Here is a 21,925-nt window from a genome sequence, read left to right as displayed (position 1 = left end):
CCATGGAGTATCCGGCCGCGGTCTATCTGATAGCCGCGGTCCTGCTGGGCGCCGCGGGCGCGGCCAAGACAGTCACTCCCGCACCGGCGTCGGCCGCGCTGGCTCGGCTTCAGCTCTACCACCGCCCATGGGCTGTGCGGCTCTTGGGTCTGGTTGAACTCGTGGTAGCAGTCAGCGCATTCATTGTGGGGGGCGTCATTCCCGCCACTGCCCTCGCTGCGCTCTATGCCGGGTTCGCAGTGGTGGCCGCGGCCATGGTGCGCACGGAGTCGGAAATGCCCTGCGGATGCTTCGGCCCAGTCGAGATGCCTGCTACTTGGCGCCATGTGGCGGTGAACATCCTGGCTCTGGCCGCCGGGTTAGTGGCGGCCGCGTGGCCGGTAACGGCCGTTGACCAGCTATTCGACTCCGACCAGTGGCTATTTGCCCCGTTTGCAGTGGTCGTGGCCGGAGGGGCCTATGGAGTGTTCGCGTGGCTCAGTCATCCTCCGAAGCCCCCGCGGGCGGCTCGAAGTTGACCAGGGCATCCAGGAGCATCCGAACGCCGAAGCCGGTGCCGCCTTTGGCGGTCTCGCCGTCCTCGGTGTCGGTGAACGCGGGGCCGGCTATGTCCAGGTGGGCCCAGGGGATGCCTTCCTCCACGAAGTTGGACAAGAACAGCCCGGCGGTCAGCGCCCCTCCGTGGGGCCCGCCGATGTTCTTCATGTCGGCCACCGAGGAGTCGAGCTGGGCCTTGTAGTCGTCAGGCAGCGGCAGCCGCCATACCCGCTCGCCGGTGCGCTCGGCGGCGTCGGCCAACTGATCGGTCCACGCGGTGTTGTTGCCCATGAGCCCGGCCACCTTGGGGCCCAGCGCCACCATGCACGCCCCGGTGAGAGTGGCCAGATCGACAATGGCATCGGGCTCGGCCCGGCAGGCCAGCGACAGGGCGTCGGCCAGCACCAGGCGGCCCTCGGCATCGGTGTTGAGCACCTCCACGGTCTTGCCGTTGGCAATGGTCAGCACATCGCCGGGCCGGGTGGCATCGCCTCCCAGCATGTTGTCGGTCATGGGCACGTAGCCGGTGACCTTGACCGGGGGGGCCACTGCGGCAATGGCCGACATCACTCCCAGCACTGCCGCTCCCCCGCTCATGTCGCACTTCATGGTCATCATCCCGGTACCGGTCTTGATCGACAGTCCGCCGGAGTCGAAGGTCAACCCTTTGCCCACCAGCGCAACCGACCCCAAGCACTCGGCCTCCGCGTCGGGGGCATACGACACCTCCACAAACCGCGGCGGTTGATCCGATCCCCGGTTCACCCCCAGCAGACCGCCCATTTCCGCCTCGCGGATGGCATCCAGATCGAGCACCGATATCTCCAGCCCCTCCCGCTCGGCAATCTCCTCGGCAATCTCCGCAAACCGCGTGGGAGTGAGCGACCCGCCGGGCTCGTTCACCAGATCACGTGCGAAGCACACCGCCTCGCCCACTCGTCGGCCCTGCTCCAGCGCCTCGGACACCTCCCGGCCCCCCGGACCGATGACGTGCACGTTCTCCAGCTTGTTGGGCTTGTGTTCAGACTTGAAGTCTCCGTAGGTGTAGGCCCCCAGTGTCATCCCCTCGGCCAAAGCACTCAGCGCCTCGGCGCGGTCGACGCTGTCGGGCACGGCATCGAGCACCGACACTGTGATTCGCTTTGCCCGCTTGGCCGACCGGGCCAGCGATGCCGCCGCCCGGCGAATCACCGCGGTAGTGATCTTCTCGGCCGGTCCCAGCCCTACCACGGCAATGGGCCGGTCTGGTCCTGACACGATCTCCACCTGACCGGGTTTGGCCTCGAACCCCCGGCCGCTCAACACCTCCCAGTCCAGCTCATCAGGCCGCTCAGCATCGCCCCCTGAGCACACCCCCACCGCGTGCAGCTCGGCGCGAGCCGGGATTTTCCTGCCGGTTCGAAACGCGATCACCTGTTCTCCTCAGATCGATTCAAGCCCCTGCGATGTTATCCAGCATCAAAACAGCCCCCAATGCAAAGTAGCCTCGCATTCCATGGGTTCCTATGAGGATGCGGCCCAAGAGCGCGTCCTCATCTACGACGGGGCGTTTGGCACCTATGTCCAAGAGCAGCCGCTGAGCGCCGACGACTTCGGCGGTCCCGATCTGGAGGGCTGCAACGAGCTCTTGTGCCTCACCCGGCCCGAGCTCATCGCCGGGATGCACGACCTGTACCTGGGCCTCGGAGTGGACGCGGTGGAGACCGCCACCTTCGGGGCGTTCGCCGTGCCCCTGGCCGAATACGGCATCGCCGACCAGGCCTACGAGATCAACCTGGCCGCGGCCCGCATCGCCAAAGAAGCAGCCCACGGCCACTCCGCCGCCGGCCGGCCCCGGTGGGTGGCCGGCTCGGTGGGGCCAGGCACCAAGCTGGCATCGCTGGGCCAGATCCGCTACGCCGACCTGCGCGACGCCTTCGAGGTGCAGGCTCGGGGACTGCTAGATGGCGGGGTCGATCTGTTCATCATCGAGACCCAGTACGACCTGCTCGGGGCCAAAGCGGCCATCAACGGCTGTCGTCGGGCCATGGCCGCCGCGGGCCGAGAAGTGCCGCTGCAAGTGCAGGTCACTATCGAGATGACCGGCCGGATGCTGCCCGGCACCGAGACCGGCGCGGCGCTGGCCGCGCTGGCCCCGCTGAGTCCCGCCGTGTTCGGGCTGAACTGCGCCACCGGCCCCGCCGAGATGGGCGAGCACCTGCGGGTGCTATCGGAGCAGTGTCCGGTGCCGGTGGCCTGCATCCCCAACGCCGGACTCCCCCAGGTGGTGGACGGACGGATGCACTACGACGTCGGACCCGACGAGTTGGCCGACTACCTGGCCCGCTACGTCACCGAGCTGGGGGTGAGCGTGATCGGCGGGTGTTGCGGCACCACTTCCGAGCACCTCCAAGCGGTGATCGACCGCTGCGCCGACCTCGTTCCCGGACCCCGGCCCGGCGCACTGCCCCCGTCGGCCACCTCCATGTACACCGCGGTGCCCTTCGCTCAGGACACGTCGTTTTTGATCGTGGGAGAGCGCACCAACGCCAACGGCTCCCGCAAGTTCCGCGACGCCATGCTGGAGGGCGACTGGGACGGCTGCCTTCAGATCGCACGCGACCAGGTAGGCGAGGGCGCCCACCTGCTGGATTTGTGCGTGGACTACGTGGGGCGCGACGGCACCGCCGACATGGACGAGTTGGCCCGCCGGTTCGCCACCGGCGTGGCCGCCCCGCTGGTACTGGACTCCACCGAGCCCGACGTGATGCAGGCCGGGTTGGAGTGGATCGGCGGCCGGGCGGTGCTGAACTCGGCCAACTTGGAAGACGGCGAGGCGGAGGGCTCACGTCTTGACCGGGTGCTGACGCTGGCCCGGGAGTACGGCGCGGCGGTGGTGTGCTTGCTCATCGACGAGGAGGGCCAGGCCCGAGACCTGGAGTGGAAGATGCGGGTGGCCCACCGCCTCTACCGCCTCGCCGTGGATCGCTACGGGCTGTCCCCTTCCGACCTCATCTTCGACGCCTTGACATTCCCGCTGTCCACCGGCGACGACGACCTGCGCCAAGACGGCCTGGCCACCATCGAGGCCATCCGGCGCATCAAATCCGAATTGCCCGGTGCCTACACCACGCTGGGAGTGTCCAACGTGTCGTTCGGGCTGAAGCCCGCCGCCCGCCACGTACTCAACTCCATGTTCTTGCACGAGTGCCTCAACGCCGGGCTCGACTCGGCCATCGTGCACGCCGGGCGGATCATCCCGCTGAACCGGGTAGACCCGCACCACCGAGACGTGTGCCTGGATTTGATCTACGACCGCCGAGGGTCGGGCGGGATCGCGTCGGAGGGCCGGGGCGACTACGACCCGCTGACCGAGCTCCTAGCCGCATTCGAAAACGTGACCACCACTGCGGCCGTGAAAGAGGACCGCTCCGGGTGGCCGGTGGAGCAGCGCCTGGAGCAGCGCATCATCGACGGCGAACGCGACGGGCTGGAGGACGACCTGGATGAGGCGCTGGCCACCACCCCGGCGCTGGACATCGTCAACAACACGCTGCTGGCGGGGATGAAGGTGGTGGGCGAGCTGTTCGCCTCTGGCGAGATGCAGCTGCCGTTCGTGCTCCAATCAGCCGAGACCATGAAGACCGCGGTGTCGTATCTGGAGCCGCACATGGAAAAGGCCGACGACACCGGGGGCAAGGGCCGGATCGTGCTGGCCACCGTAAAGGGCGACGTCCACGACATCGGCAAGAACCTGGTGGACATCATCTTGACCAACAACGGCTATGAGGTTCACAACCTGGGCATCAAGGTCTCGATCGCCGAGATGATCGAACGGGCTCTGGAGGTGGACGCCCACGCCCTCGGCATGAGCGGTCTGCTGGTCAAGAGCACCCTGATCATGCGGGACAACCTAGAGGAGCTGAACACCCGAGACCTCCACCACTTCCCGGTGCTGTTGGGCGGTGCCGCGCTGACCCGCACCTACGTAGAGCGGGACATGCGGGAGACCTATCAGGGCCGGGTGTTCTACGGCAAGGACGCCTTCGAGGGCCTCGCGGTGATGGACCGGCTGGGCGAGTTGCGCCGCACCGGCACCGAAGATCCCGACTTCGGACGCCGCCCGGGCGGCCGCGACCTGCCCCGCCGGGCCCGCCGGGACGCCGCCGGGGTGGCGGGCGACGAAATCCCGGACAGGGCGCCATCGGTGGCCACCGACAATCCCGTCTTCGAGCCCCCGTTTTTGGGGTCTCGGGTGGTCAAGGGCATTCCCGTGGCCGACATCGCCGAGTACGTGAACGAAACTGCCTTGTTCCGCAATCAGTGGCAGTTCCGTCCCGTGGACGGCGAGGACGACCCCGCGTTCAAAGAGCGCATTCGCCCCACGATGCGCGAGCAGCTCGCCTCAGCCATGGCCCAGGGACTGCTGGTGCCCCAAGTGGTGTACGGCTACTTCCCGGTGAACGGGAGCGGTGACGATCTGGTGGTGTGGGACTCCCCCGAACGCACCTCCGAGCTCTGCCGATTCCACTATCCCCGGCAGCCCAAAGACCCGTATCAGTGCATTGCCGACTTCTTCCGGCCCGCCGATGGCGATGAGGTTGACTACGCCGCCTTCCACATCGTGACCATGGGCGCCGAGGTCTCCAAAGCCACCGCCAAGCTGTTCGCCGACAACCGCTACCAGGACTACCTGCTGCTTCACGGCCTCGGAGTGGAGATGGCTGAAGCCCTCGCTGAGCACTGGCACCACCGCATCCGCGCCGAATGGGGATTCGCTGACGAGGACGGGCCCACCCTCATCGGCTTGTTTCGCCAGCAGTACCGGGGCGGCCGCTACTCCTGGGGCTACCCCGCCTGTCCCGACCTCGAGGACAACCTCACCGTGGCCCAGCTCCTCGACGCCGACCGAATCGGCATCCAAGTCGGCGAGGAAACCAGCTACCAATACCAGCCCGAGCAAACCACCTCGGCCCTCATCTGCCACCACCCCCAGGCCAAGTACTTCGTCGCCCGCTCAGATGCCAGGTCAGCAGTGCGGGGATAAGGGAACTGTCGAGTGATCCAACTTCAGCCGGCCACCCTGCTGGTGCAGCTGGCCGTCGGCGGACTGGCGTTTACCTGGCTCACCACCCGGCGGCGGGAAGCCGGACTGGGCTACGGCTGGCTTATGCGCAGCGTTTTCGGACTGCTGGCCGCAGGCGGTGCTTGGCTGGGATTCGCCACTGATCCGGTACCGGTGCGGGATTGGACCGCGGCAGCCACGGCCACAGCCGCCGCCGCGGCGCTGGCGGTGTCGGTGCTCCGACGACGGGCCGGGGTGAGCGGGCAGAGAGAACGGATGGAACGGCGCAGCGCCGAGATCGCCGAGATGACCGGCATAGACCGGGAAGAGCAGCGCTTCGACCGCAGCGTCCCAGAATTCCCCCCGATCCTGGATCTCATCGCCCCCGCGGTGGGTTTGATCGGAGTGGTGGCCGGCGGGCTCGACGCCGGAGACCCAGCCGCGTTGGCGGTAGCCCGTACCGTGATCGGAGCGTTCTTCCTCGGTGCAGTTACCGACGCCATGCTGTTGGGCCATTGGTATCTGGTACAGCCCGGCTTGGCCCGGGGCCCGCTTTTGGAGTTGGTGCGATGGACCGGACTGCTGTGGCTGCCGGAGTTGGTGGTGATGCTGTGGCCCACCGGCATGGGATCGGTGCTCAGCGGGACCATCGACGACGGCTACAACGGGCTGTTGGGCTGGTTCTGGGTGGCCTGCGTGGTGACCACCGCGGGACTGGTGGTTCTAGCTCGGGCCGCGCTGCGGGAGCGGTTCTACTCTGCGGTTATGGCCGCCACCGGCCTGCTGTATCTGGGCATCTTGACCGGTTTCGGAATGGACTTGGTCGCCCGGGTGTTGCTCGATACTTCCTGAACCCGGCCAGAGTGTCGGTCACACGTCAAGTACAGCCAAGCGGTGATCGGTGGTGGTGAGGTTGTCGGGGCCGTCGGCAGCTGCAACAACAATGTCCTCCAAGCGCAAGCCCCATCGCCCGGGCAGATAGATGCCGGGCTCGATCGAAAAGGCGTGGCCAGCACGCAGCTCAAGGGTGTTGCCCTCCACGATGTAGGGGGCCTCGTGGGCCTCGGTGCCGATGCCGTGGCCGGTGCGGTGGATGAAGTTGTCGCCAAACCCCGCTTCGGCGATCATCGACCGCCCTACCCGGTCGACTTCCTGGCAGGGCCGGCCGACCTCCGCCGCGGCCACTTGGGCGGCCTGGGCCTCGAACAGCACGTCATAGGCATCGACTAGATCGGCGGGGGGCTCGCCAAGGTGTACGCACCGGGTGATGTCAGAGCAGTAGCCAACTCCGTCAGTGTCGGCCATGGTTCCACCGAAGTCGCACAGCACGATCTCGCCTGACTTGATAACCCGTTCCCCTGGCTCGTGGTGGGGGCTGGCCGCGTTCTCGCCAGCGGCCACGATGGCAAAATTCACCCGTTGGTGGCCCTCAGCCAACAGCCGACGACCCAACTCGGCCGAAACCTCTGCTTCGGTCCGCCCTACCAACTCGATGTCGCCTGATCGAAGCTCGACCGCCACTCGATCGGCAGCGGCGGCCGCTGACCGCAGCGACTCCACCTCGACAGCGTCCTTCACTGAGCGCAGCGGGCTGGTCACCTCTGACGCCCGGCGGAACTCGGTCGCCGGCAAAGCTTTCATCAGATCGACGAGGAAACCTGCCCAGGTGTGATCGCCGATTGCCGCCACCGAGACGGAGCCAACAAACGAGCGGGCTAGATCGATGGGGTCGTCAGTCTCGTCCCACGCCACAACCTCGAACACGTCTGGCCGCTCCACCACCCTGGGGGCCTCCAGTCGGGGAACGATGAGCCGGACGTCGCCGCTTCGGGGCACCACCAGCATGGTCAACCGCTCGAGCGGCATGGCCTCGTAACCGCAGAAGTAGGGCAGGTCGGCACCCACCGACAGAAGCAGCACATCCACCTGCTGCTCGGCCATCAGGGTTCGGGCCCGGTCTAGCCGCTGGCTGAACATCGGGGTCAACCTACTCCTGCGGCCCTGACTGGAGAAGCCAGAGCCTGGGCGTGGGCGTGTTGGGCGTGGTGGGAGCTGCGAGTCAAGGGGCTGGCCTCCACGTGTGAGATGCCCAACGATAGGCCGATCTCCTGAAATCGCTCGAATTGGTCCGGCGGCACCCACCGGGCAATCGGAAGATGATGGGTAGTGGGCCGCAGATACTGGCCGACGGTCACGATGTCGGTGCCCACTGCGGCCAAGTCGGCCATGGTCTGGACCACCTCATCGTTAGTCTCGCCCAGGCCGACGATGATCGACGACTTGGTGGTGAGCCCCGCCGCCTTGGCCCGGGCCAACACGGCCAGGCTGCGGCCATAGCCCGCCGAGGGCCGTACCACCCGCTGAAGTCGGGCCACGGTCTCGATGTTGTGGTTCAACACATCGGGTCGGGCCTCAAAGACCACGGCCAGCGCCTCGGGGTCGCCCTTGCAATCCGGAATGAGCACCTCCACCCGCACTCCGGGAGTACGGCGGCGGATGGCAGCGGTGACGGCGGCGAAACCGGCGGCGCCCCCGTCGGGCAGGTCGTCGCGGGCCACCGCGGTCACCACCGCGTAGTCCAAGCCCATGGCCTCCACCGCGTCGGCCACCCGCTCGGGCTCTACAGGGTCGGGGGGCTCGGGGCGCTGCGTGTCCACCAGGCAGAACCCGCAGGCCCGCGTGCAGCGCTCTCCGTTGATCATGAACGTGGCCGTGCCCTCGTTCCAGCACTCGTAGATGTTGGGGCACCCGGCTTCCTCGCACACTGTCACCAGATTCCGGCTGTGCAGCACCGACCGAAGCCGCCGGAACTCGGGGCCGGTCCTAAGGGCCACCCGCATCCAGGGCGGCTTGCGCTCGGTAATGTCCAAGCCGCCGTCGAGGCCGGCTTCGTTCATCCTGCTTTGCAGGCGGACGGCCTTGCCCGGCAGCTCGCCCGGTCCCATACCCCGGCTGAACGGGCTCAAATCCTCGGGCCGCTGCCGCCAGGCCACGTCAGCCCGGTCCACTCCCCCGGCGCCCCAGCGGTCGGCGGCCCGGGCTGCCACCGCGTCCACCACCTCTAGCATGGTTGCCCGACGCCCCTCGGCAGCCAACGAGGTGACCGCCTTGTCGGGAATGCCGCAGGGCACGATGCGATCGAACCAGTCCAAGTCGCAGTCCACGTTCAGGGCGAAGCCGTGCATGGAGCGAGCGCGGCTGAGGCGCACTCCGATTGCGGCGATCTTGCGAGGATTGTCGCTGTCGGGGTCAACCCACACTCCGGGGTAGTCGGACAGGCGACCGCAGTTGGACAACCCCAGATCGGCCAGCGCATCGATTACCAGCTGCTCCACTGAGCGCACATAGGCCACTGTGTCGGCCATGCCCCCACCCCGCTTGCCGGGGACGGTCATCACCGGGTAGCCGACGAGCTGGCCAGGCCCGTGATAGGTGACATCGCCGCCCCGGTCGGTGTAGACCACCTCGGCCCCCACCTCGGCGGGGTTTACCAGGATGTTGGCCTCGTCGCCCCGCAGCCCCAGAGTAAACACATGGGGATGCTCCAACAGCAGCAAGCAGTCGCCCCGCCGCTCGAACATGGCCTGCTGGCAGGCGTGCGCATCCCGGTACGACACCCGCCCCAGCCACCGGATGCGAAGCGGATTCACTGCGTCATCTTCTGCTACGACATCCCGTTCTGCAATCACGTCATCTCGGTATGCCAGTCGCGGGTTTCGATGATCGACCGAACGTGGTCCAAGAAGGCGGCCACATAGGCCCCGTCAAAAGCCCGATGGTCCCAGGCCAGGGCCAGCACCCCCACCGAGTGGATGGCAATGGCCTCGCTGCCGTCTTCGGCGGTCACTGCCACCGGCCGACGGCGAATTCCGTCGGTTGACAAGATGGCCACCTGGGGTTGGCTGATGATGGGGAACTGCATCATCGTGCCCCACTGGCCGGGGTTGGTGATCGTGAACGTGCCCCCGGAAATTTCATCGGCGTTCAGCTTCTTGGCCCGAGCCCGCTGCGACAGATCGGCCACCTCCTCGGCTATGGCCACCAGCCGCTTGCGGTCGGCGTCCACCACCACCGGGGCCAGCAGCCCCTGGAAGTCGAGGTCGACGGCGACGGCCAGGTTCACATAGTTGTGTACGACCAGTTCGCCTTCTCCCACCGAAGCGTTGATGTGGGGATAGGAGTGGAGGGCGTCGCACACCGCCCGGGCGATGAAGGGCAGATAGGTGAGGCTGAAGCCGTGCTCGGCCTTGAATGCCGCCCGGTGGGACTGCCGCACCCGTTCCACCCCTTCGAAGTCCACCTCCACCGCGGTCAGCACATGGGGCGACACCTGCTTCGACCGCACCATGTGATCGCCAGTGATGCGGCGGATGTTATTGAGCGGCACCACCGTGTCCCGTCCGACGGTGCGAGACGGCGTCGCCGGTGAGGGCGGGCGTGGCAGTGCCGCCGCCGTCGTCGGCGCAGCCGCAGTGCGGTGCTGGGACAGGTACGACTCGACATCGGCTCGGGTGATGCGCCCCCCTTTGCCGGTGCCCGTGATCTGAGACGGGTCCAACCCGTTCTCAGCGATAAGCCGACGTACCACCGGCGACAGCAGAATGCCTTCGCCGCCGGAAGCGGTATTGCCGCCATTCGAAACGCTCGGCTCAGGTTCGGGCTCTGGAGCGGGGGCGGTTGCAGGAGCAGGCTCTGGTTCCGGCAGCGCCTCTACCGGGGCCGGGGTTGCTGCTGGCGCCGCCGGTGGGGCTGGCGCGACCGGTGCGGCCGCCCCGTCCTCACTCAAAACGGCGATTACCGCGCCCACTTCCACCGTGTCGCCCTCGGCAGCCACGATCTCCACCAGCACTCCAGACATGGGCGACGGCACTTCGGAATCCACCTTGTCGGTGGATACTTCGAAGAGCGGCTCGTCTTCGGCCACGTTGTCGCCCACTTGCTTGAACCACTGGACGATGGTCCCTTCCACCACCGTCTCGCCCAGTTGCGGCATCCTGACCTCAGACATCAACGCTCCTCGTCGCAACCATTCAACTTCATACCGCTCAGTGCAGAGCCCGGCCGGTGAGGGAGAGCACCGTCTCACCGAACAGCTCGCTCATGGTGGGATGGGGCTGAATGAACTCGGCCACCTCAGGCACGGTGGCCTCCCAGTTCACCGCAAGATAACCCTGGCCAAGCTGCTCAGTCACCCAGGGGCCCACCATGTGGACCCCGAGAATGCGTCCGCTGGTCCCATCGTCGTTGCGGTCGGCGATGACCTTGACCAACCCGTCGGTCTCTCCCACGATCATGGCCCGTCCATTGCCGATGTGCCGGTGCATCGAGGTGGCCACGTCGAACCCCGCTTCTTCGGCCGATGCCTCGGTATGGCCCACAAAGGCCACCTCGGGGTGGCAGTAGATGGCCCACGGAACATTGCCGTAGTCCACCGGGGCGGGCGATTCCCCCAGCAGGTGCTTCACCACCATGATTGCTTCGGCAAACGCCACGTGGGCCAATTGCGGGGTGCGGACCACATCGCCCACGGCGTATACCCCCGGGGAGGTGGTCTGGCAGTATTCGTCAACCACCACGTAACCCCCGTCATCTGTCTTCACTCCGGCGTCGTCCAAGCCCAAGCCGTCAGTGAAAGGACGACGGCCCACACAAACCACCACAGCGTCCACGTTCAATGGGTCGTCACCGTCCATGTCCAGCGCCACGCCGTCGCCGGAATGGCGGCACCCTGTCACCGCCACGCCGGTGCGAATCTCGATCTTGCGCTTCTTGAACGCTCGGGTGAGCATCTTCACCACGTCGTCGTCGGCCCCCAACAGGATCCGGGGCAGCGCCTCCAAAACCGTTACCTCCGAGCCCAGATCGGACAGCATCGAGGCGAATTCCAAGCCGATGGCCCCGCCTCCGATAATGGCGGCCCGTTCGGGCAGATCGGTGATCGACAGCAGCTCATCGCTGGTGAACACCCGCTCGCCGTCTACTTCGAAACCGGGCAGGGTCCGGGGCACTGAACCCGTGGCCAGGATCACGTGATCGGCGCTCAGCCTCATCTCGCCGGACTCCCCACCCGATACCGACACCGTTCGACCCGATCCCAGCGAACCCCTGCCGTCGACGAGGGTGACCTTGCGGCCTTCCAGCAGTTTGCCCACTCCTTTGTGGAGCTGGTCCACGATCTTCTGCTTACGGGCCTGGGCCGCGGCCATATCCACTGTCGGCAACGGCGCTGTGATGCCGAATTGATCGGCGTGGGCCACGGTGCGGTACACCGATGCCGTCTCCAGCAGTTCTTTGGCCGGGATGCAACCCACATGCAGGCAGGTCCCGCCCAGCTTCTGTTTCTCCACCACCGCGACGTCGAGGCCCGCAGCGGCACCGTAGAGCGCGGCGGCGTAGCCGCCGGGGCCACCGCCGACCACCACCACGTCATGGCTGCTATTCATGCCTTCAGCCTATAGGCGACTTCGTCAACGCAGGATGAGTACAGCCTGAACGGCGAACGCCACCAAGATGGCCACCCCGCACAAGAGAGCCAAGAGAATCAAGCGGCGTGTGCTCACCGAAGCAGACTCAGCGATTGCGTCGGTGACGCCGACGGCCCATGTACCAGCTGACGATCTCCGTGCAAACCACGCTCAGCACGATGGTGATCAACAGCAGCAGGAACAGGGGCAGATCCCAGTCCCATCCCAGGAAGTTGACCCTGGTCTCATCGGTGTTCTGGGCGATGAACACGATGAGAGCCACTGCGGCCAGCGTGCCCAGCACCATTCGAGCGTTGATCTGCCGGAGAACATCGACGAATGATCGCTCCTTGGGCGTTGTCTCCTCAGTGCCTCCATGATCGTACGGAACGCTTGGCTCGGGCTCAGACATGGCAACACGCTACCCGCGATTTGGTCTGCCCATCGGGCCTGGCCGCCCGTTCTCTCCGCTACCCTGAGGCTGTGAGGATTGCTGTTGCCGGAGCTTCTGGGCTGATCGGGTCGGCACTCGTCAGCCAGCTGCGAACCTCGGGCCATCAAGTTGTCCGACTAGTGCGCAATCAGCAGTCGCTCTCCGAGGACTCCCGCTACTGGAACCCGGCGACTGGCGACATCGATAACGACGCATTCGACGGCATCGATGGAGTAGTGAATTTGGCGGGTGCGGGCATCGGGGACCGCCGCTGGAGCGAGCACCGCAAACGCGAGCTGCGCATCAGCCGGGTGGACGCCACGGAGCTGTTGGTGGAGGCCATGGGCGCGGCTTCGAGTCCACCGGCAGTGCTGGTGGCCGGTTCGGCGGTGGGCTACTACGGGGACCGGGGAGACGAAGTGCTCGACGAGCAGTCTGGCCCCGGCACCGGGTTCTTGGCGTCCTTGACTGCTGACTGGGAGACCGCGGCCATCGAAGCCCAAAGTGTCGGCATCAGGGTGGCTTTGGCGCGCACTGGGCTGGTAGTGGCGAACAATGCACCATTCCTGACCAGAATGCTGCCCTTGTTCAAGCTGGGACTGGGCGGACCGCTGGGCAACGGTGGGCAGTGGTGGCCGTGGATCTCCTTGGAAGACGAGGTTCGGGCACTGGTCTTCCTTTTGGAGTCCGAATTCGCCGGACCAGCGAACCTTTGCGCGCCCAACCCCGTCACAAACCGGGAGTTCACCCGCGCCCTGGCCTCAGTACTGCGCCGCCCCGCCGCCATGGCTGTTCCCCGATTCGGCCCCCGGCTTCTGCTCGGCCGCGAATTGGCCGACGAGCTCTTGTTCTCCAGCGCACGAGCTAATCCCGCTGCTTTAGCCGACGCTGGCTTCGAGTTCCGCCATCCCGACCTGTCTCCGACGCTAAAGGGAATTCTCTGATGCACAAGCGCATCTTCACCGACAGCCGAGTGGTTCCCGCTCCTGCCGAGCAGGTCTTCGCCCTGCTGGCCGATCCGGCCCGCCACTCCGAGTTCGACGGCTCAGGCACCGTGAGGAAGATCGTCTCCGGATCAGGACCCATGCAGTTGGGGTCGAAGTTCAAGATGGCCATGAAGCTGTACGGCTTCCCCTACAAGACCACCAGCACAGTGGTGGAGTTCGATGAGAACCGCCGCATTGCCTGGTGCCATTGGGGCAAGAACCGGTGGCGGTACGAACTCGAGCCGGTAGACGGAGGCACCCAAGTGACCGAGTCGTCCGACTTCACCACCTCCCCTGCCATCAACCGCTTCATGGTTGCTGTGGCGTACACACCCGAGAGCTTCCAAACCAACATCGCCGCCACACTTGACAATCTTGTTGCCCGATTCAGCTCAGGGGACAGCGGCGACTAACGCCAGCGTCGGGGCCAATTCAGAACAGGGACTGCTCCTCTATGACGTCCTGGCTGTCAGCCGCCTCGGTGGCCAACCGGTCGGCCTCGTCGTTCCAGCGGTTGCCGGAATGACCCTTCACCCAGTGGAAGTTGATCGGCCGCGATTGAACCTGCTCGATGATCTGGACCCAGAGTTCTTGGTTGGCCACCGGCTTTTTGTCGGCGGTGCGCCATCCCCGGCGGAGCCACCCCTCCCACCACCGGTCGCGGAAGCAATTGACCACGTAAGTGGAATCGCAGTACACCTCGAGGGGCCCATCCAGCGATCGAAGCGCCTCCAGCACTCCCATCAGCTCCATGCGGTTGTTGGTGGTCTGCGGCGCCCCGCCCGACCCGGACTGTCCGTCGGGCACCACCCAGCCCCATCCACCAGAACCAGGGTTTCCCCGACAGGCGCCGTCGGTATACACCACCGTGGGACTCTTTGCCTCAGTCACCACCTCATGGTGGCACAACCACTCCAGAATTGAAAGCATGGTGGCGTGGCCGTGAACTTCTCACACCAACTGCCGGACACCGACCCCGACGAAACCCGTGAATGGCTCGACAGCCTCGACGCCGTGGTCAGCGCCTCGGGCGGGCAGCGCGGCCGATACCTGCTGCGGCGACTCCTCGACCGGGCCGACGAGCTGGGCGCCGGCCTGTCGGGCACGGTGCAGACGCCCTATGTGAACACCATCCCCACCGCCGACCAGCCGTTTTTCCCCGGCGATGAGAACATAGAGCGTCGGATTCGGGCTTTCATCCGGTGGAACGCCGCGGTCATGGTAGTGAAGGCCAACAAGCGAGCCGATGGCATCGGCGGTCACCTGTCCACATTCGCCTCATCGGCCGCTCTCTATGAGGTGGGGTTCAACCACTTCTTCAAGGGCAAGGAAGATGGGCTGCCCGGCGACGCCGTCTACATCCAGGGCCACGCCGCACCGGGCATCTACGCCCGGGCCTATCTCGAGGGCCGCCTCACCGAAGATCAATTGGACAACTTTCGCATGGAGATCGGCGGCCGCGGCCTGTCCAGCTACCCCCACCCCCGGCTCATGCCCGACTTCTGGGAATACCCCTCAGTGTCGATGGGGCTGGGGCCGATCAACTCCATCTACCACGCCCGCTTCTACCGCTATTTGCACGACCGCCGCATCGAGGACACCAGCGACTCCAAGGTGTGGTGCTTCGTGGGCGACGGGGAATGCGACGAGCCCGAGACGCTGGGGTCGATCTCGCTGGCCGGCCGGGCCAAGCTGGGCAACCTCATCTGGGTGGTGAACTGCAACCTCCAGCGCCTCGACGGCCCGGTGAGGGGCAACGGCAAGATCATCCAGGAGCTGGAGGGCAACTTCCGGGGCTCGGGCTGGAACGTGATCAAGGTAATCTGGGGCTCGCGCTGGGACGAGCTGCTGGCCGTCGATGTGGACGGCGTGCTGCTGGAGAAGATGATGACCACGGTGGACGGGGAGTATCAGCGCTACGCCACCGAGTCCGGGGCCTATATCCGGGAGAACTTCTTCGGACCCGACCCCCGACTGCGCAAGATGGTGGCCCACCTGAGCGACCGACAGCTCGAGGACCTGCCCCGGGGCGGCCATGACTACCTGAAGCTCTATGCCGCCTATAAGGCCGCAGTGGAGGCCACCGACCGGCCCACGGTGATCTTGGCCAAGACCATCAAGGGCTGGACGCTGGGCGAGGGCCTGGAGGCCCGCAATGCCACCCATCAGATCAAGAAGATGACCACTGAGCAGCTCATGGTGCTGCGCTCCCGGCTTCGCTTGGAAGAGGAAATTCCGGCCGAGGCGCTCGAAGATGATGCCAATCCCCCCTACTACAAGCCCCCCCACGACTCCCCCGAGCACCAATACCTGATGGCCCGCCGACGGGAGTTGGACGGGCCGCTGCCCACCCGGGTGGTGAACATCCGCCGGCCCGTCAAGCTGCCCGACGACAAGCTGTTCTCCGACTACGACGAGGGCTCGAGCAGGCGCGAGGTGTCCACCACCATGGTGTTCACTCAGATGCTGCGCAACATGATGCGAGACGAGGAATTCGGGGCCCGGGTCGTGCCCATCGTCCCTGACGAGGCCCGCACCTTCGGCATGGACTCCCTGTTCCGGGAGTTCAAGATCTACGCCTCTGAGGGCCAGCTGTATGAGCCGGTGGACCACGACCTGCTGCTGTCCTACGCCGAGGGCCAAGACGGCCAGCTCTTGGAGGAGGGCATCACCGAGGCCGGGTCGCTGGCCTCGTGGACGGCGGCGGCCACCAGCTACGCCACCATGGGGGTGCCGATGGTGCCGTTCTACTCCTTCTACTCCATGTTCGGATTCCAGCGGGTGGGCGATCTGATCTGGTCGGCGGCCGATTCCCGGGCCCGTGGCTTCCTGATGGGGGCAACCGCGGGTCGCACCACCCTGTTGGGCGAGGGATTGCAGCACCAGGATGGGCACAGCCATCTGCTGGCTTCCACCGTGCCGGCCTGCTGCGCCTACGACCCGGCCTTCGCCTACGAGCTGGGCGCCATCGTGCGCTCTGGGCTGAATCGGATGTACGGCAACGGCGGCGGCGAGGACGTCTTCTACTACATCACCATCTACAACGAGAACTACCGCCAGCCCCGCCGGGCCGACTTCATCAGCGACGAGCACATCTTGTCGGGGCTGTACCAGTGGAACCACGCGCTGGACGGCACCGAACAGCAGGCCTCAATCATCTTCTCGGGAACCGCCCACCAGGCCGCCCGAGACGCCCAGGCCGAGCTCGCCGAGCGCTACGGGATCGGGGTGGACCTGCTCAGTGCTCCCTCGTTCAAGGCGGCCCGGGAGGAGGCTCTGGAGGTGGAGCGCTGGAACCGCCTGCACCCCGACGAGGAGGCCCAGATCCCGATGGTTACCCAACGGCTCCAAGAAGGCCAAGGGCCGGTGGTGGCGGTGACCGACTATATGACCATGGTGCCCGATCAGATCGCCCGCTGGGTGCCTCGCCGGTTCATTCCGCTAGGCACTGACGGATTTGGCCGCTCCGATACCCGTGAGTCACTGCGCCGCTTCTTTGAAACCGATGCCAACAGCGTGACCGCGGCCATCTTGAGCGCCCTGGCTGCCGAAGGCAGCCTCGACCCGTCGGTGGCCAAGGACGCCGTCGCCCGCTACGACCTCAACAACCCCCACTTCGACCCCACCGGCTAGCGGGATGCCGCTGGTCCGGGGGCGCCGTTAGGTGTCAGACCACCGTCAGGCCGGTTGAAGCTGGTTCAGCTCGGTGACGTTGTCGAGGAGAATCCTCTTCTCGGTGGCGCCGTCGAAGCCCTTGTCCTTGAGCTCCACCAGGTAGTCCAGCGGCTGGGGCATTCCCTCGATATGGGGCCAGTCGCTGCCGAAGATCACCCGGTCGGCCCCCATGTAGTGGGCCACCTCGGCCACGTCGTCCTCCCAGAAGGGGTTGATCCACACATGCTGGCGGAACAGCTCGGAGGGATCCTCCTTGAACCAGCCCACGTTCTTGCGGGTGGCCTGCTCCAGCTTGCGGAACATGTCGCCCAAGAATTGAGAGCCGTTCTCCACTGAAGCAATGCGCAGGTTGGTGAACCGCTCGAACAGCTTCTCCAGCGACAGGGTGATGAGGTAGTCGTAGGCGGCCCGCTCGATATTGTAGGCCTTGATGCTGGGCTTGTACTTGCGCTGCTTGCCCATGCTCGATGAGGCGAACCCGTCCTCGTCGTAACCCTGGGTGGTGTACCCGCTGTCGCCGGCATGGACCACCGCGCAGATCCCAGCCTCATTCACTCGGGCCCAGAACGGGTCGAAGCGCTCGTCGGCGGGCGACAGCGAGCCGTAGGCCGTCCATACCGCGGCGGGGCGCATGACGATGGTGCGGGCTCCCTTGTCGAGGCACCGCTCCAGCTCCTGGCAAGCCCAGTCCACGTCGCCCAGCGGGATATAGGGGGCGGCGAAGATGGTGTCGCGGTAGGCGTAGCCCCACTGTTCTTCGAGCCAGCGGTTGAACCCGCCGAACAGGGCTTTCACCGCCTCGAGGTCGGTCTTGATCAGCTCCTCATAGAGCACCCCCAAGGTGGGGAACAGCCACACCGACTGGAGGCCTTGCTGGTGGACCTTGTCGACCCGGGCGTCGCGGTCGTCCACGTAATAGCGGGGCAGCGGCTCGCGCTCACGGAGCATGTCGGCGATGTTGGTTCCGTCGGGATTGCCCCGGAAGTAGTTGTGCAGGGCGCCGGGCAGGGCGATGGGGTCCCAGGTGGGGTTCACCACCGCATTGCTGATCTTGCCCCCCACCAAGTGGTAGCGGCGGCCGTTCACCTCGGCCCACTGCACACAGCGGGGCTGCATGGCCGGGTCCACATGGCGGGTGAAGGCGTCCACCGCCTCGTAGTAGTGGTTGTCGCAGTCGAAGGGGTTGTATCCAAGCTCGTCCACGGAATCAGGGTACTGCCGCGTTCTCGGCGGTGTCTGCTTGAACGGTAGCCTCGGCGCTTTGTCAGCCGCGCTACCGTCGGCCCCGTGCCAGAAACCCTAGAAGCCGAGACCGCCATCCTCACCGAGGACTGCGAGCGGGTGCGCTACATCACCTTGAACCGCCCCGACCGGCGCAACGCCTTGACCATGGCCCAGCTCGGGCAGTTCTTCGACACGTTGGCCGATGCCGACGCCGCTTCCGACATCGGGGCCATTGTTGTTCAGGGCGCGGACGGGGTGTTCTGCTCGGGTATCGACCTCGACCCCGACGAGATCGACTTGGACTACGACTCACGCTCCCTTGAGCAGGAGTTGGCCCTGGTGGAGCCGTTCCGGAGATTCGAGGAGATGTGGCGGCTGCGCACCCCGGTCATCGCCTCAGTGCAGGGCTACTGCCTGGCGGTGGGCACCGACATTGCCTTCCACGCCGACATGACCGTCTGTGCCGACGACGCCCAGTTCGGCTATCCCATCGTGCGGTCGATGGCCTCGCCGTCCACCCACATGTGGACCTATCTGGCCGGACCGCAGTGGGCCAAGCGCTTGCTGCTCACCGGCGACATGATCGACGGCGCCACCGCAGCCCGGGCCGGGTTCGTGCTGGAGGCGGTGTCCGCCGACGAACTGGCCGAGCACACCCACGCCCTGGCCCGCCGGGTGGCCACCGTGCCCGGCGACATCTCCGCCGCCAACAAGGCCATCTGCAACAAGGTCCTAGAGCTGATGGGCTACACCCTGGCTCAGGAGATGGCCCGCGAGCACAACGTGATCGCCCACCAGTCCCCCGCCGCCCAGGAATTCGGCCGTATTATCCGCACCGAGGGGTTCAAAGCCGCCCTCGCCTGGCAAACCGAGCAATTCGGCTAGAGAAGCACTGCCGGAGAGGCCGCTAGCAGCTGGTAGCGGCCTTGAGGGCCTGGCAGGCCTCCTTCATGCGGACAGGGCTGAGTTGGGTAACCCGGCGTCGGAAGGCGTGGCGAGAAATGGTGTGAATGTTGTCAAAGCTAACGACGCTTTCGACGGGGACGCCATCTTCAACGGTCAGGGGCAACTCCGACGCAATACCCCGGATCGTGCGGGTGAGCTCGGCAGCAACTACACCTCCGATGCGAGCCGCGACCGGATCGCGTGTGAGAACGAGCACCGGCCGGTCACCGCTTGGGGTTTCGGCGAACCAGATCTCACCCCTTTTCATCGAGCCATTCAATCCAGTCAGACCAGTCTTCAGCCGGGAGCCAATATTCGACACCGTCGAATGCTGACAGCTCCTCCTCAGTAAGCGGCATTTTCTCGTAGATCTCGGCATCGCGCTCGGCCAGCAGGGCGTTCAGGTGGCGACTGAAGGCGTCGCGAAACATCTCAGACAGCGAAATCCCAAGTTCTTCGGATAACTCCTTGGCTCTTGCCGCCTCCTCTGGGGGCACTCGGAAACTGAGCATCGTCATACGTAAATATAATATTGTATGACAGATTGGACGTCAAGCCTCTTTCGCCTATTTATCAGGGATTCTGCCCTACCCTGGTTCGTCACTTCCCGCTTTCGAGTAGTCCCCCCAGCGCTTGGTGGAAGTGGATGAGGGCCACTTCGTGGCGGCCGACCAGGGTTTCTTCGATGAGGCCGGAGGACAGAGACTGCTGGATCTTGACCGCTTGGGGGAAGTCCTCGCCGGCGCCGACCTTCTGGTGGAGCTCCAGGGTGCGGTCGTAGTGGGGGCGGGTGCGGTCGGTGACCGGCTCAGGGGTGTAGAGGGTCATGGTGATGTCGGTGTGATCGGCCGAGGTAGGCAGAAACTGGTAGACGGCGAAGTGGTCCACGCTGTGGCTCAGGATCGTGTTGGGGGCGATCAGGTACTCCACGGTGGCCCGGCTGAGCAGGTCCCACTGGCCATCAGGAGCTTCGGCCAGCTCCAGAATCGACTTCTGGCAGGTTTGGAACCGCAGGTTGGGGCCATACCCCCGATAGGTCATGGGCTGGGACAGGTAGTACTTGCCCACGGTGGCGCGGTGCAGCGAGAACACGTGGTACGACTCCAAGAACGTGTCCACCAGCAGCTTCCAGTTGCAGGGCCAGCTCGACTCCCACCGGTCGAACGGGACGTAGCCGCCCACCCCGAAGTCGTCGAGGTCCTGAGCGGCATCGCCCACCAACCCGGCGGCGTCCACCGATTCATCGCCCTGGGCCCGCACGAACACCAGCCCACTGGCCTCCCCCACCGGCACCGACACCAGGCAGAGCTCCGACTCGTCGGTTCCGGCGAACCCCTCCCCCGCCTGGGGACGGGCCAGCAGCGACCCGTCGAGGCGGTAGGTCCAGGCGTGGAACGGGCACCGCAGCGACGCGGCCCCCGATCCGCAGCCGCTCACCACCGATGAAGCCCGATGTCGGCACACGTTGCGAAACCCTCGCAGCACCCCGTCGTCGCCCCGCACCACCACCAGCGGGACTCCACCGACGGTGAGCGACACATAGTCGCCCGGGGTGGTAACCGCCCCCGACAGACAGGCCACCACCGGGCGGCGGCGGAACAATGCCTCCTGCTCGGCCTGCCAGTGAGACTCGCTGGTGTAGACGTCGGCGGGCAGCGCCAGCGTGGCGTCGGCCAACTGCGTGGTGCCCGCGGCGTGGTGATCCAGGAGCTCCCGGATCAGCTCCACCTGGGTCTCGCGGCGCACAGACGAAGCCTAGGCCCTCATCATCTGACCGCCTCAGCCCAGTAACGTCGGCGGATGATGAAGCCTCACCGTACGAGCACTGACCATTTGGGAGGCCCGGCGTGAACCGCGACTTGTACTTGTACGAGGTGGTCGACATCATCGGCCAGGGCCAATACGACTACATGGAGCACCTGTGGCAAGACCCGGTGCTGCGCATGCCGGATATGTTCGGGCTTCAAGGCACCTTCTACATCCTGGGAGCGGGCGGGGGGCGCTGGCCCCAGGTGATCAACATCTGGGACATCGGCTCGGACGGTTGGAAGGGCCTGGCCAAGAACCTCGACCGGCTCAACCTGAAGCGGCGCAAGGCCTTCTACGGCGACTGGTGGGACGAGGCCGCCCAGTGGCGCTCCGGCGGGTTCGACCGGCTGTGCGGGGGTGTGCCCGGCAGCCCGAACACCGCCGAGATCGTCGAAGAAGGCATCAACGGCACCCTGTTCGTGAACGAGATCCTCACTGTGCGCCCCGGTACGCCGCTGGAGTTTCTGGCTGCGGTGGTACAGGAGCGGGTTCCACTCATGGCCGACTACGGCCACCGCCCCACCGGTCTGTATGAGGTGCTCAACAACCAGCATGAGGTGGTGATGGTGTGGGCCACCGACATCGCCTCTCACGTCACCTTCCGCCAGAACCGCGACACCACCCGGGGCCTGTGTGACGAGGGAACCGCCGACGATCGGATCACCGCTTGGGAACAGCGCTCGGTCGAATACGTCACCGGCGGCGACACCCACCTGATGACTCCGCTGCCCCACACGGTGTACGGGCCCGACGACTGGGAGGACGCCAGCCTGGAGAACTGGCTGGCCGCGCGGGAACAGGATTGATG

19 protein-coding genes are annotated in these 21,925 nt (G+C 65.9%); 8 read left to right on the top strand and 11 right to left on the bottom strand.

The annotated features are described in order from the left end of the window. Nucleotides 1-2: 2 nt before the first annotated feature. Nucleotides 3-518: a hypothetical protein gene (locus OXG30_11080; GenBank protein ID MCY4135436.1), complete on the top strand. Its 516-nt coding sequence runs from the start codon at nt 3-5 to the stop codon at nt 516-518. Here the strand turns inward: OXG30_11080 and OXG30_11075 are convergent. Beyond that, a complete protein-coding gene (locus OXG30_11075) occupies nt 478-1,950 on the bottom strand; it encodes a leucyl aminopeptidase (protein MCY4135435.1) in 1,473 nt (490 codons plus the stop codon). The genes OXG30_11080 and OXG30_11075 overlap by 41 nt on opposite strands. Before the next feature lie 82 nt (nt 1,951-2,032). Between OXG30_11075 and metH the strand changes: the two genes are divergently transcribed. Together metH and OXG30_11065 are read left to right on the top strand one after the other, a co-directional pair. Further along, complete coding sequence (metH, locus tag OXG30_11070; protein ID MCY4135434.1) at nt 2,033-5,563, top strand: methionine synthase; 3,531 nt, start codon at nt 2,033-2,035, stop codon at nt 5,561-5,563. A gap of 12 nt (nt 5,564-5,575) precedes the next feature. Continuing rightward, complete coding sequence (locus OXG30_11065) at nt 5,576-6,433, top strand: hypothetical protein (protein ID MCY4135433.1); 858 nt, start codon at nt 5,576-5,578, stop codon at nt 6,431-6,433. Nucleotides 6,434-6,451: 18 nt separating this feature from the next. Here the strand turns inward: OXG30_11065 and OXG30_11060 are convergent, their stop codons facing one another. The 5 genes from OXG30_11060 to OXG30_11040 form a co-directional block, all read right to left on the bottom strand. Further along, complete coding sequence (locus tag OXG30_11060) at nt 6,452-7,558, bottom strand: Xaa-Pro peptidase family protein (GenBank protein MCY4135432.1); 1,107 nt, start codon at nt 7,556-7,558, stop codon at nt 6,452-6,454. Between the two features lie 5 nt (nt 7,559-7,563). Next, the gene (gene lipA, locus OXG30_11055) at nt 7,564-9,270 is read right to left on the bottom strand and encodes a lipoyl synthase (protein MCY4135431.1); all 1,707 of its coding nucleotides are present in this window, start codon (nt 9,268-9,270) and stop codon (nt 7,564-7,566) included. Beyond that, on the bottom strand, nt 9,267-10,589 hold the full coding sequence (locus tag OXG30_11050; protein ID MCY4135430.1) for a 2-oxo acid dehydrogenase subunit E2: 1,323 nt from the start codon (nt 10,587-10,589) through the stop codon (nt 9,267-9,269). The genes lipA and OXG30_11050 overlap by 4 nt, the downstream gene beginning before the upstream one ends. 37 nt (nt 10,590-10,626) lie before the next feature. Continuing rightward, nucleotides 10,627-12,024 (bottom strand): dihydrolipoyl dehydrogenase, encoded by a 1,398-nt coding sequence (gene lpdA / locus OXG30_11045; protein ID MCY4135429.1) that lies wholly within the window; start codon nt 12,022-12,024, stop codon nt 10,627-10,629. A gap of 127 nt (nt 12,025-12,151) precedes the next feature. Continuing rightward, nucleotides 12,152-12,457: a lipopolysaccharide assembly protein LapA domain-containing protein gene (locus tag OXG30_11040; GenBank protein MCY4135428.1), complete on the bottom strand. Its 306-nt coding sequence runs from the start codon at nt 12,455-12,457 to the stop codon at nt 12,152-12,154. A 71-nt stretch (nt 12,458-12,528) separates the two neighbouring features. On the opposite strand from OXG30_11040, the gene OXG30_11035 reads away from it, so the two are divergent. Together OXG30_11035 and OXG30_11030 are read left to right on the top strand one after the other, a co-directional pair. Further along, entirely contained in the window at nt 12,529-13,422 is an 894-nt protein-coding gene (locus OXG30_11035) for a TIGR01777 family oxidoreductase (protein MCY4135427.1), read from the top strand. Then, on the top strand, nt 13,422-13,877 hold the full coding sequence (locus tag OXG30_11030; protein ID MCY4135426.1) for an SRPBCC family protein: 456 nt from the start codon (nt 13,422-13,424) through the stop codon (nt 13,875-13,877). Before OXG30_11035 ends, OXG30_11030 begins: the two co-directional genes overlap by 1 nt. Nucleotides 13,878-13,896: 19 nt before the next feature. On the opposite strand, the gene OXG30_11025 is transcribed toward OXG30_11030, so the two are convergent. Continuing rightward, nucleotides 13,897-14,355, bottom strand: a complete 459-nt coding sequence (locus tag OXG30_11025) for a ribonuclease HI (GenBank protein ID MCY4135425.1) — start codon at nt 14,353-14,355, stop codon at nt 13,897-13,899. A 45-nt stretch (nt 14,356-14,400) separates the two neighbouring features. On the opposite strand from OXG30_11025, the gene aceE reads away from it, so the two are divergent. After that, entirely contained in the window at nt 14,401-17,097 is a 2,697-nt protein-coding gene (aceE, locus tag OXG30_11020) for a pyruvate dehydrogenase (acetyl-transferring), homodimeric type (GenBank protein MCY4135424.1), read from the top strand. Between the two features lie 45 nt (nt 17,098-17,142). Here the strand turns inward: aceE and OXG30_11015 are convergent, their stop codons facing one another. After that, nucleotides 17,143-18,342 (bottom strand): amidohydrolase family protein, encoded by a 1,200-nt coding sequence (locus tag OXG30_11015; GenBank protein MCY4135423.1) that lies wholly within the window; start codon nt 18,340-18,342, stop codon nt 17,143-17,145. An 84-nt stretch (nt 18,343-18,426) separates the two neighbouring features. Here OXG30_11015 and OXG30_11010 point away from each other — a divergent pair, with 84 nt between their 5' ends. After that, nucleotides 18,427-19,248, top strand: a complete 822-nt coding sequence (locus tag OXG30_11010; GenBank protein ID MCY4135422.1) for an enoyl-CoA hydratase-related protein — start codon at nt 18,427-18,429, stop codon at nt 19,246-19,248. A 22-nt stretch (nt 19,249-19,270) separates the two neighbouring features. Here the strand turns inward: OXG30_11010 and OXG30_11005 are convergent, their stop codons facing one another. From OXG30_11005 to OXG30_10995, 3 genes are all read right to left on the bottom strand, one after another. Next, on the bottom strand, nt 19,271-19,576 hold the full coding sequence (locus tag OXG30_11005; protein ID MCY4135421.1) for a type II toxin-antitoxin system PemK/MazF family toxin: 306 nt from the start codon (nt 19,574-19,576) through the stop codon (nt 19,271-19,273). Further along, on the bottom strand, nt 19,563-19,826 hold the full coding sequence (locus OXG30_11000; protein ID MCY4135420.1) for a ribbon-helix-helix protein, CopG family: 264 nt from the start codon (nt 19,824-19,826) through the stop codon (nt 19,563-19,565). Before OXG30_11000 ends, OXG30_11005 begins: the two co-directional genes overlap by 14 nt. Before the next feature lie 82 nt (nt 19,827-19,908). Next, a complete protein-coding gene (locus tag OXG30_10995) occupies nt 19,909-21,054 on the bottom strand; it encodes a Rieske 2Fe-2S domain-containing protein (GenBank protein ID MCY4135419.1) in 1,146 nt (381 codons plus the stop codon). A 101-nt stretch (nt 21,055-21,155) separates the two neighbouring features. Between OXG30_10995 and OXG30_10990 the strand changes: the two genes are divergently transcribed. Further along, on the top strand, nt 21,156-21,923 hold the full coding sequence (locus OXG30_10990) for a hypothetical protein (GenBank protein ID MCY4135418.1): 768 nt from the start codon (nt 21,156-21,158) through the stop codon (nt 21,921-21,923). The last annotated feature ends 2 nt before the right edge of the window (nt 21,924-21,925 follow it).

The organism is bacterium (genome assembly GCA_026708015.1).
In the GTDB taxonomy this organism is placed as follows: Bacteria; Actinomycetota; Acidimicrobiia; order Acidimicrobiales; family Bin134; genus Poriferisocius.
This window is presented reverse-complemented; position numbering and strand designations above follow the sequence as displayed.

What these genes read in the sequence shown, in the direction of transcription:
- OXG30_11030 (MCY4135426.1), top strand. Translation starts at nt 13,422, where the DNA reads ATGCACAAGCGCATCTTCACCGACAGCCGAGTGGTTCCCGCTCCTGCC.
- metH (MCY4135434.1), top strand. Translation starts at nt 2,033, where the DNA reads ATGGGTTCCTATGAGGATGCGGCCCAAGAGCGCGTCCTCATCTACGAC.
- OXG30_11040 (MCY4135428.1), bottom strand. Translation starts at nt 12,457, where the DNA reads ATGTCTGAGCCCGAGCCAAGCGTTCCGTACGATCATGGAGGCACTGAG.
- OXG30_11060 (MCY4135432.1), bottom strand. Translation starts at nt 7,558, where the DNA reads ATGTTCAGCCAGCGGCTAGACCGGGCCCGAACCCTGATGGCCGAGCAG.
- OXG30_11000 (MCY4135420.1), bottom strand. Translation starts at nt 19,826, where the DNA reads ATGACGATGCTCAGTTTCCGAGTGCCCCCAGAGGAGGCGGCAAGAGCC.
- lpdA (MCY4135429.1), bottom strand. Translation starts at nt 12,024, where the DNA reads ATGAATAGCAGCCATGACGTGGTGGTGGTCGGCGGTGGCCCCGGCGGC.
- OXG30_11050 (MCY4135430.1), bottom strand. Translation starts at nt 10,589, where the DNA reads ATGTCTGAGGTCAGGATGCCGCAACTGGGCGAGACGGTGGTGGAAGGG.
- OXG30_11080 (MCY4135436.1), top strand. Translation starts at nt 3, where the DNA reads ATGGAGTATCCGGCCGCGGTCTATCTGATAGCCGCGGTCCTGCTGGGC.
- OXG30_11005 (MCY4135421.1), bottom strand. Translation starts at nt 19,576, where the DNA reads ATGAAAAGGGGTGAGATCTGGTTCGCCGAAACCCCAAGCGGTGACCGG.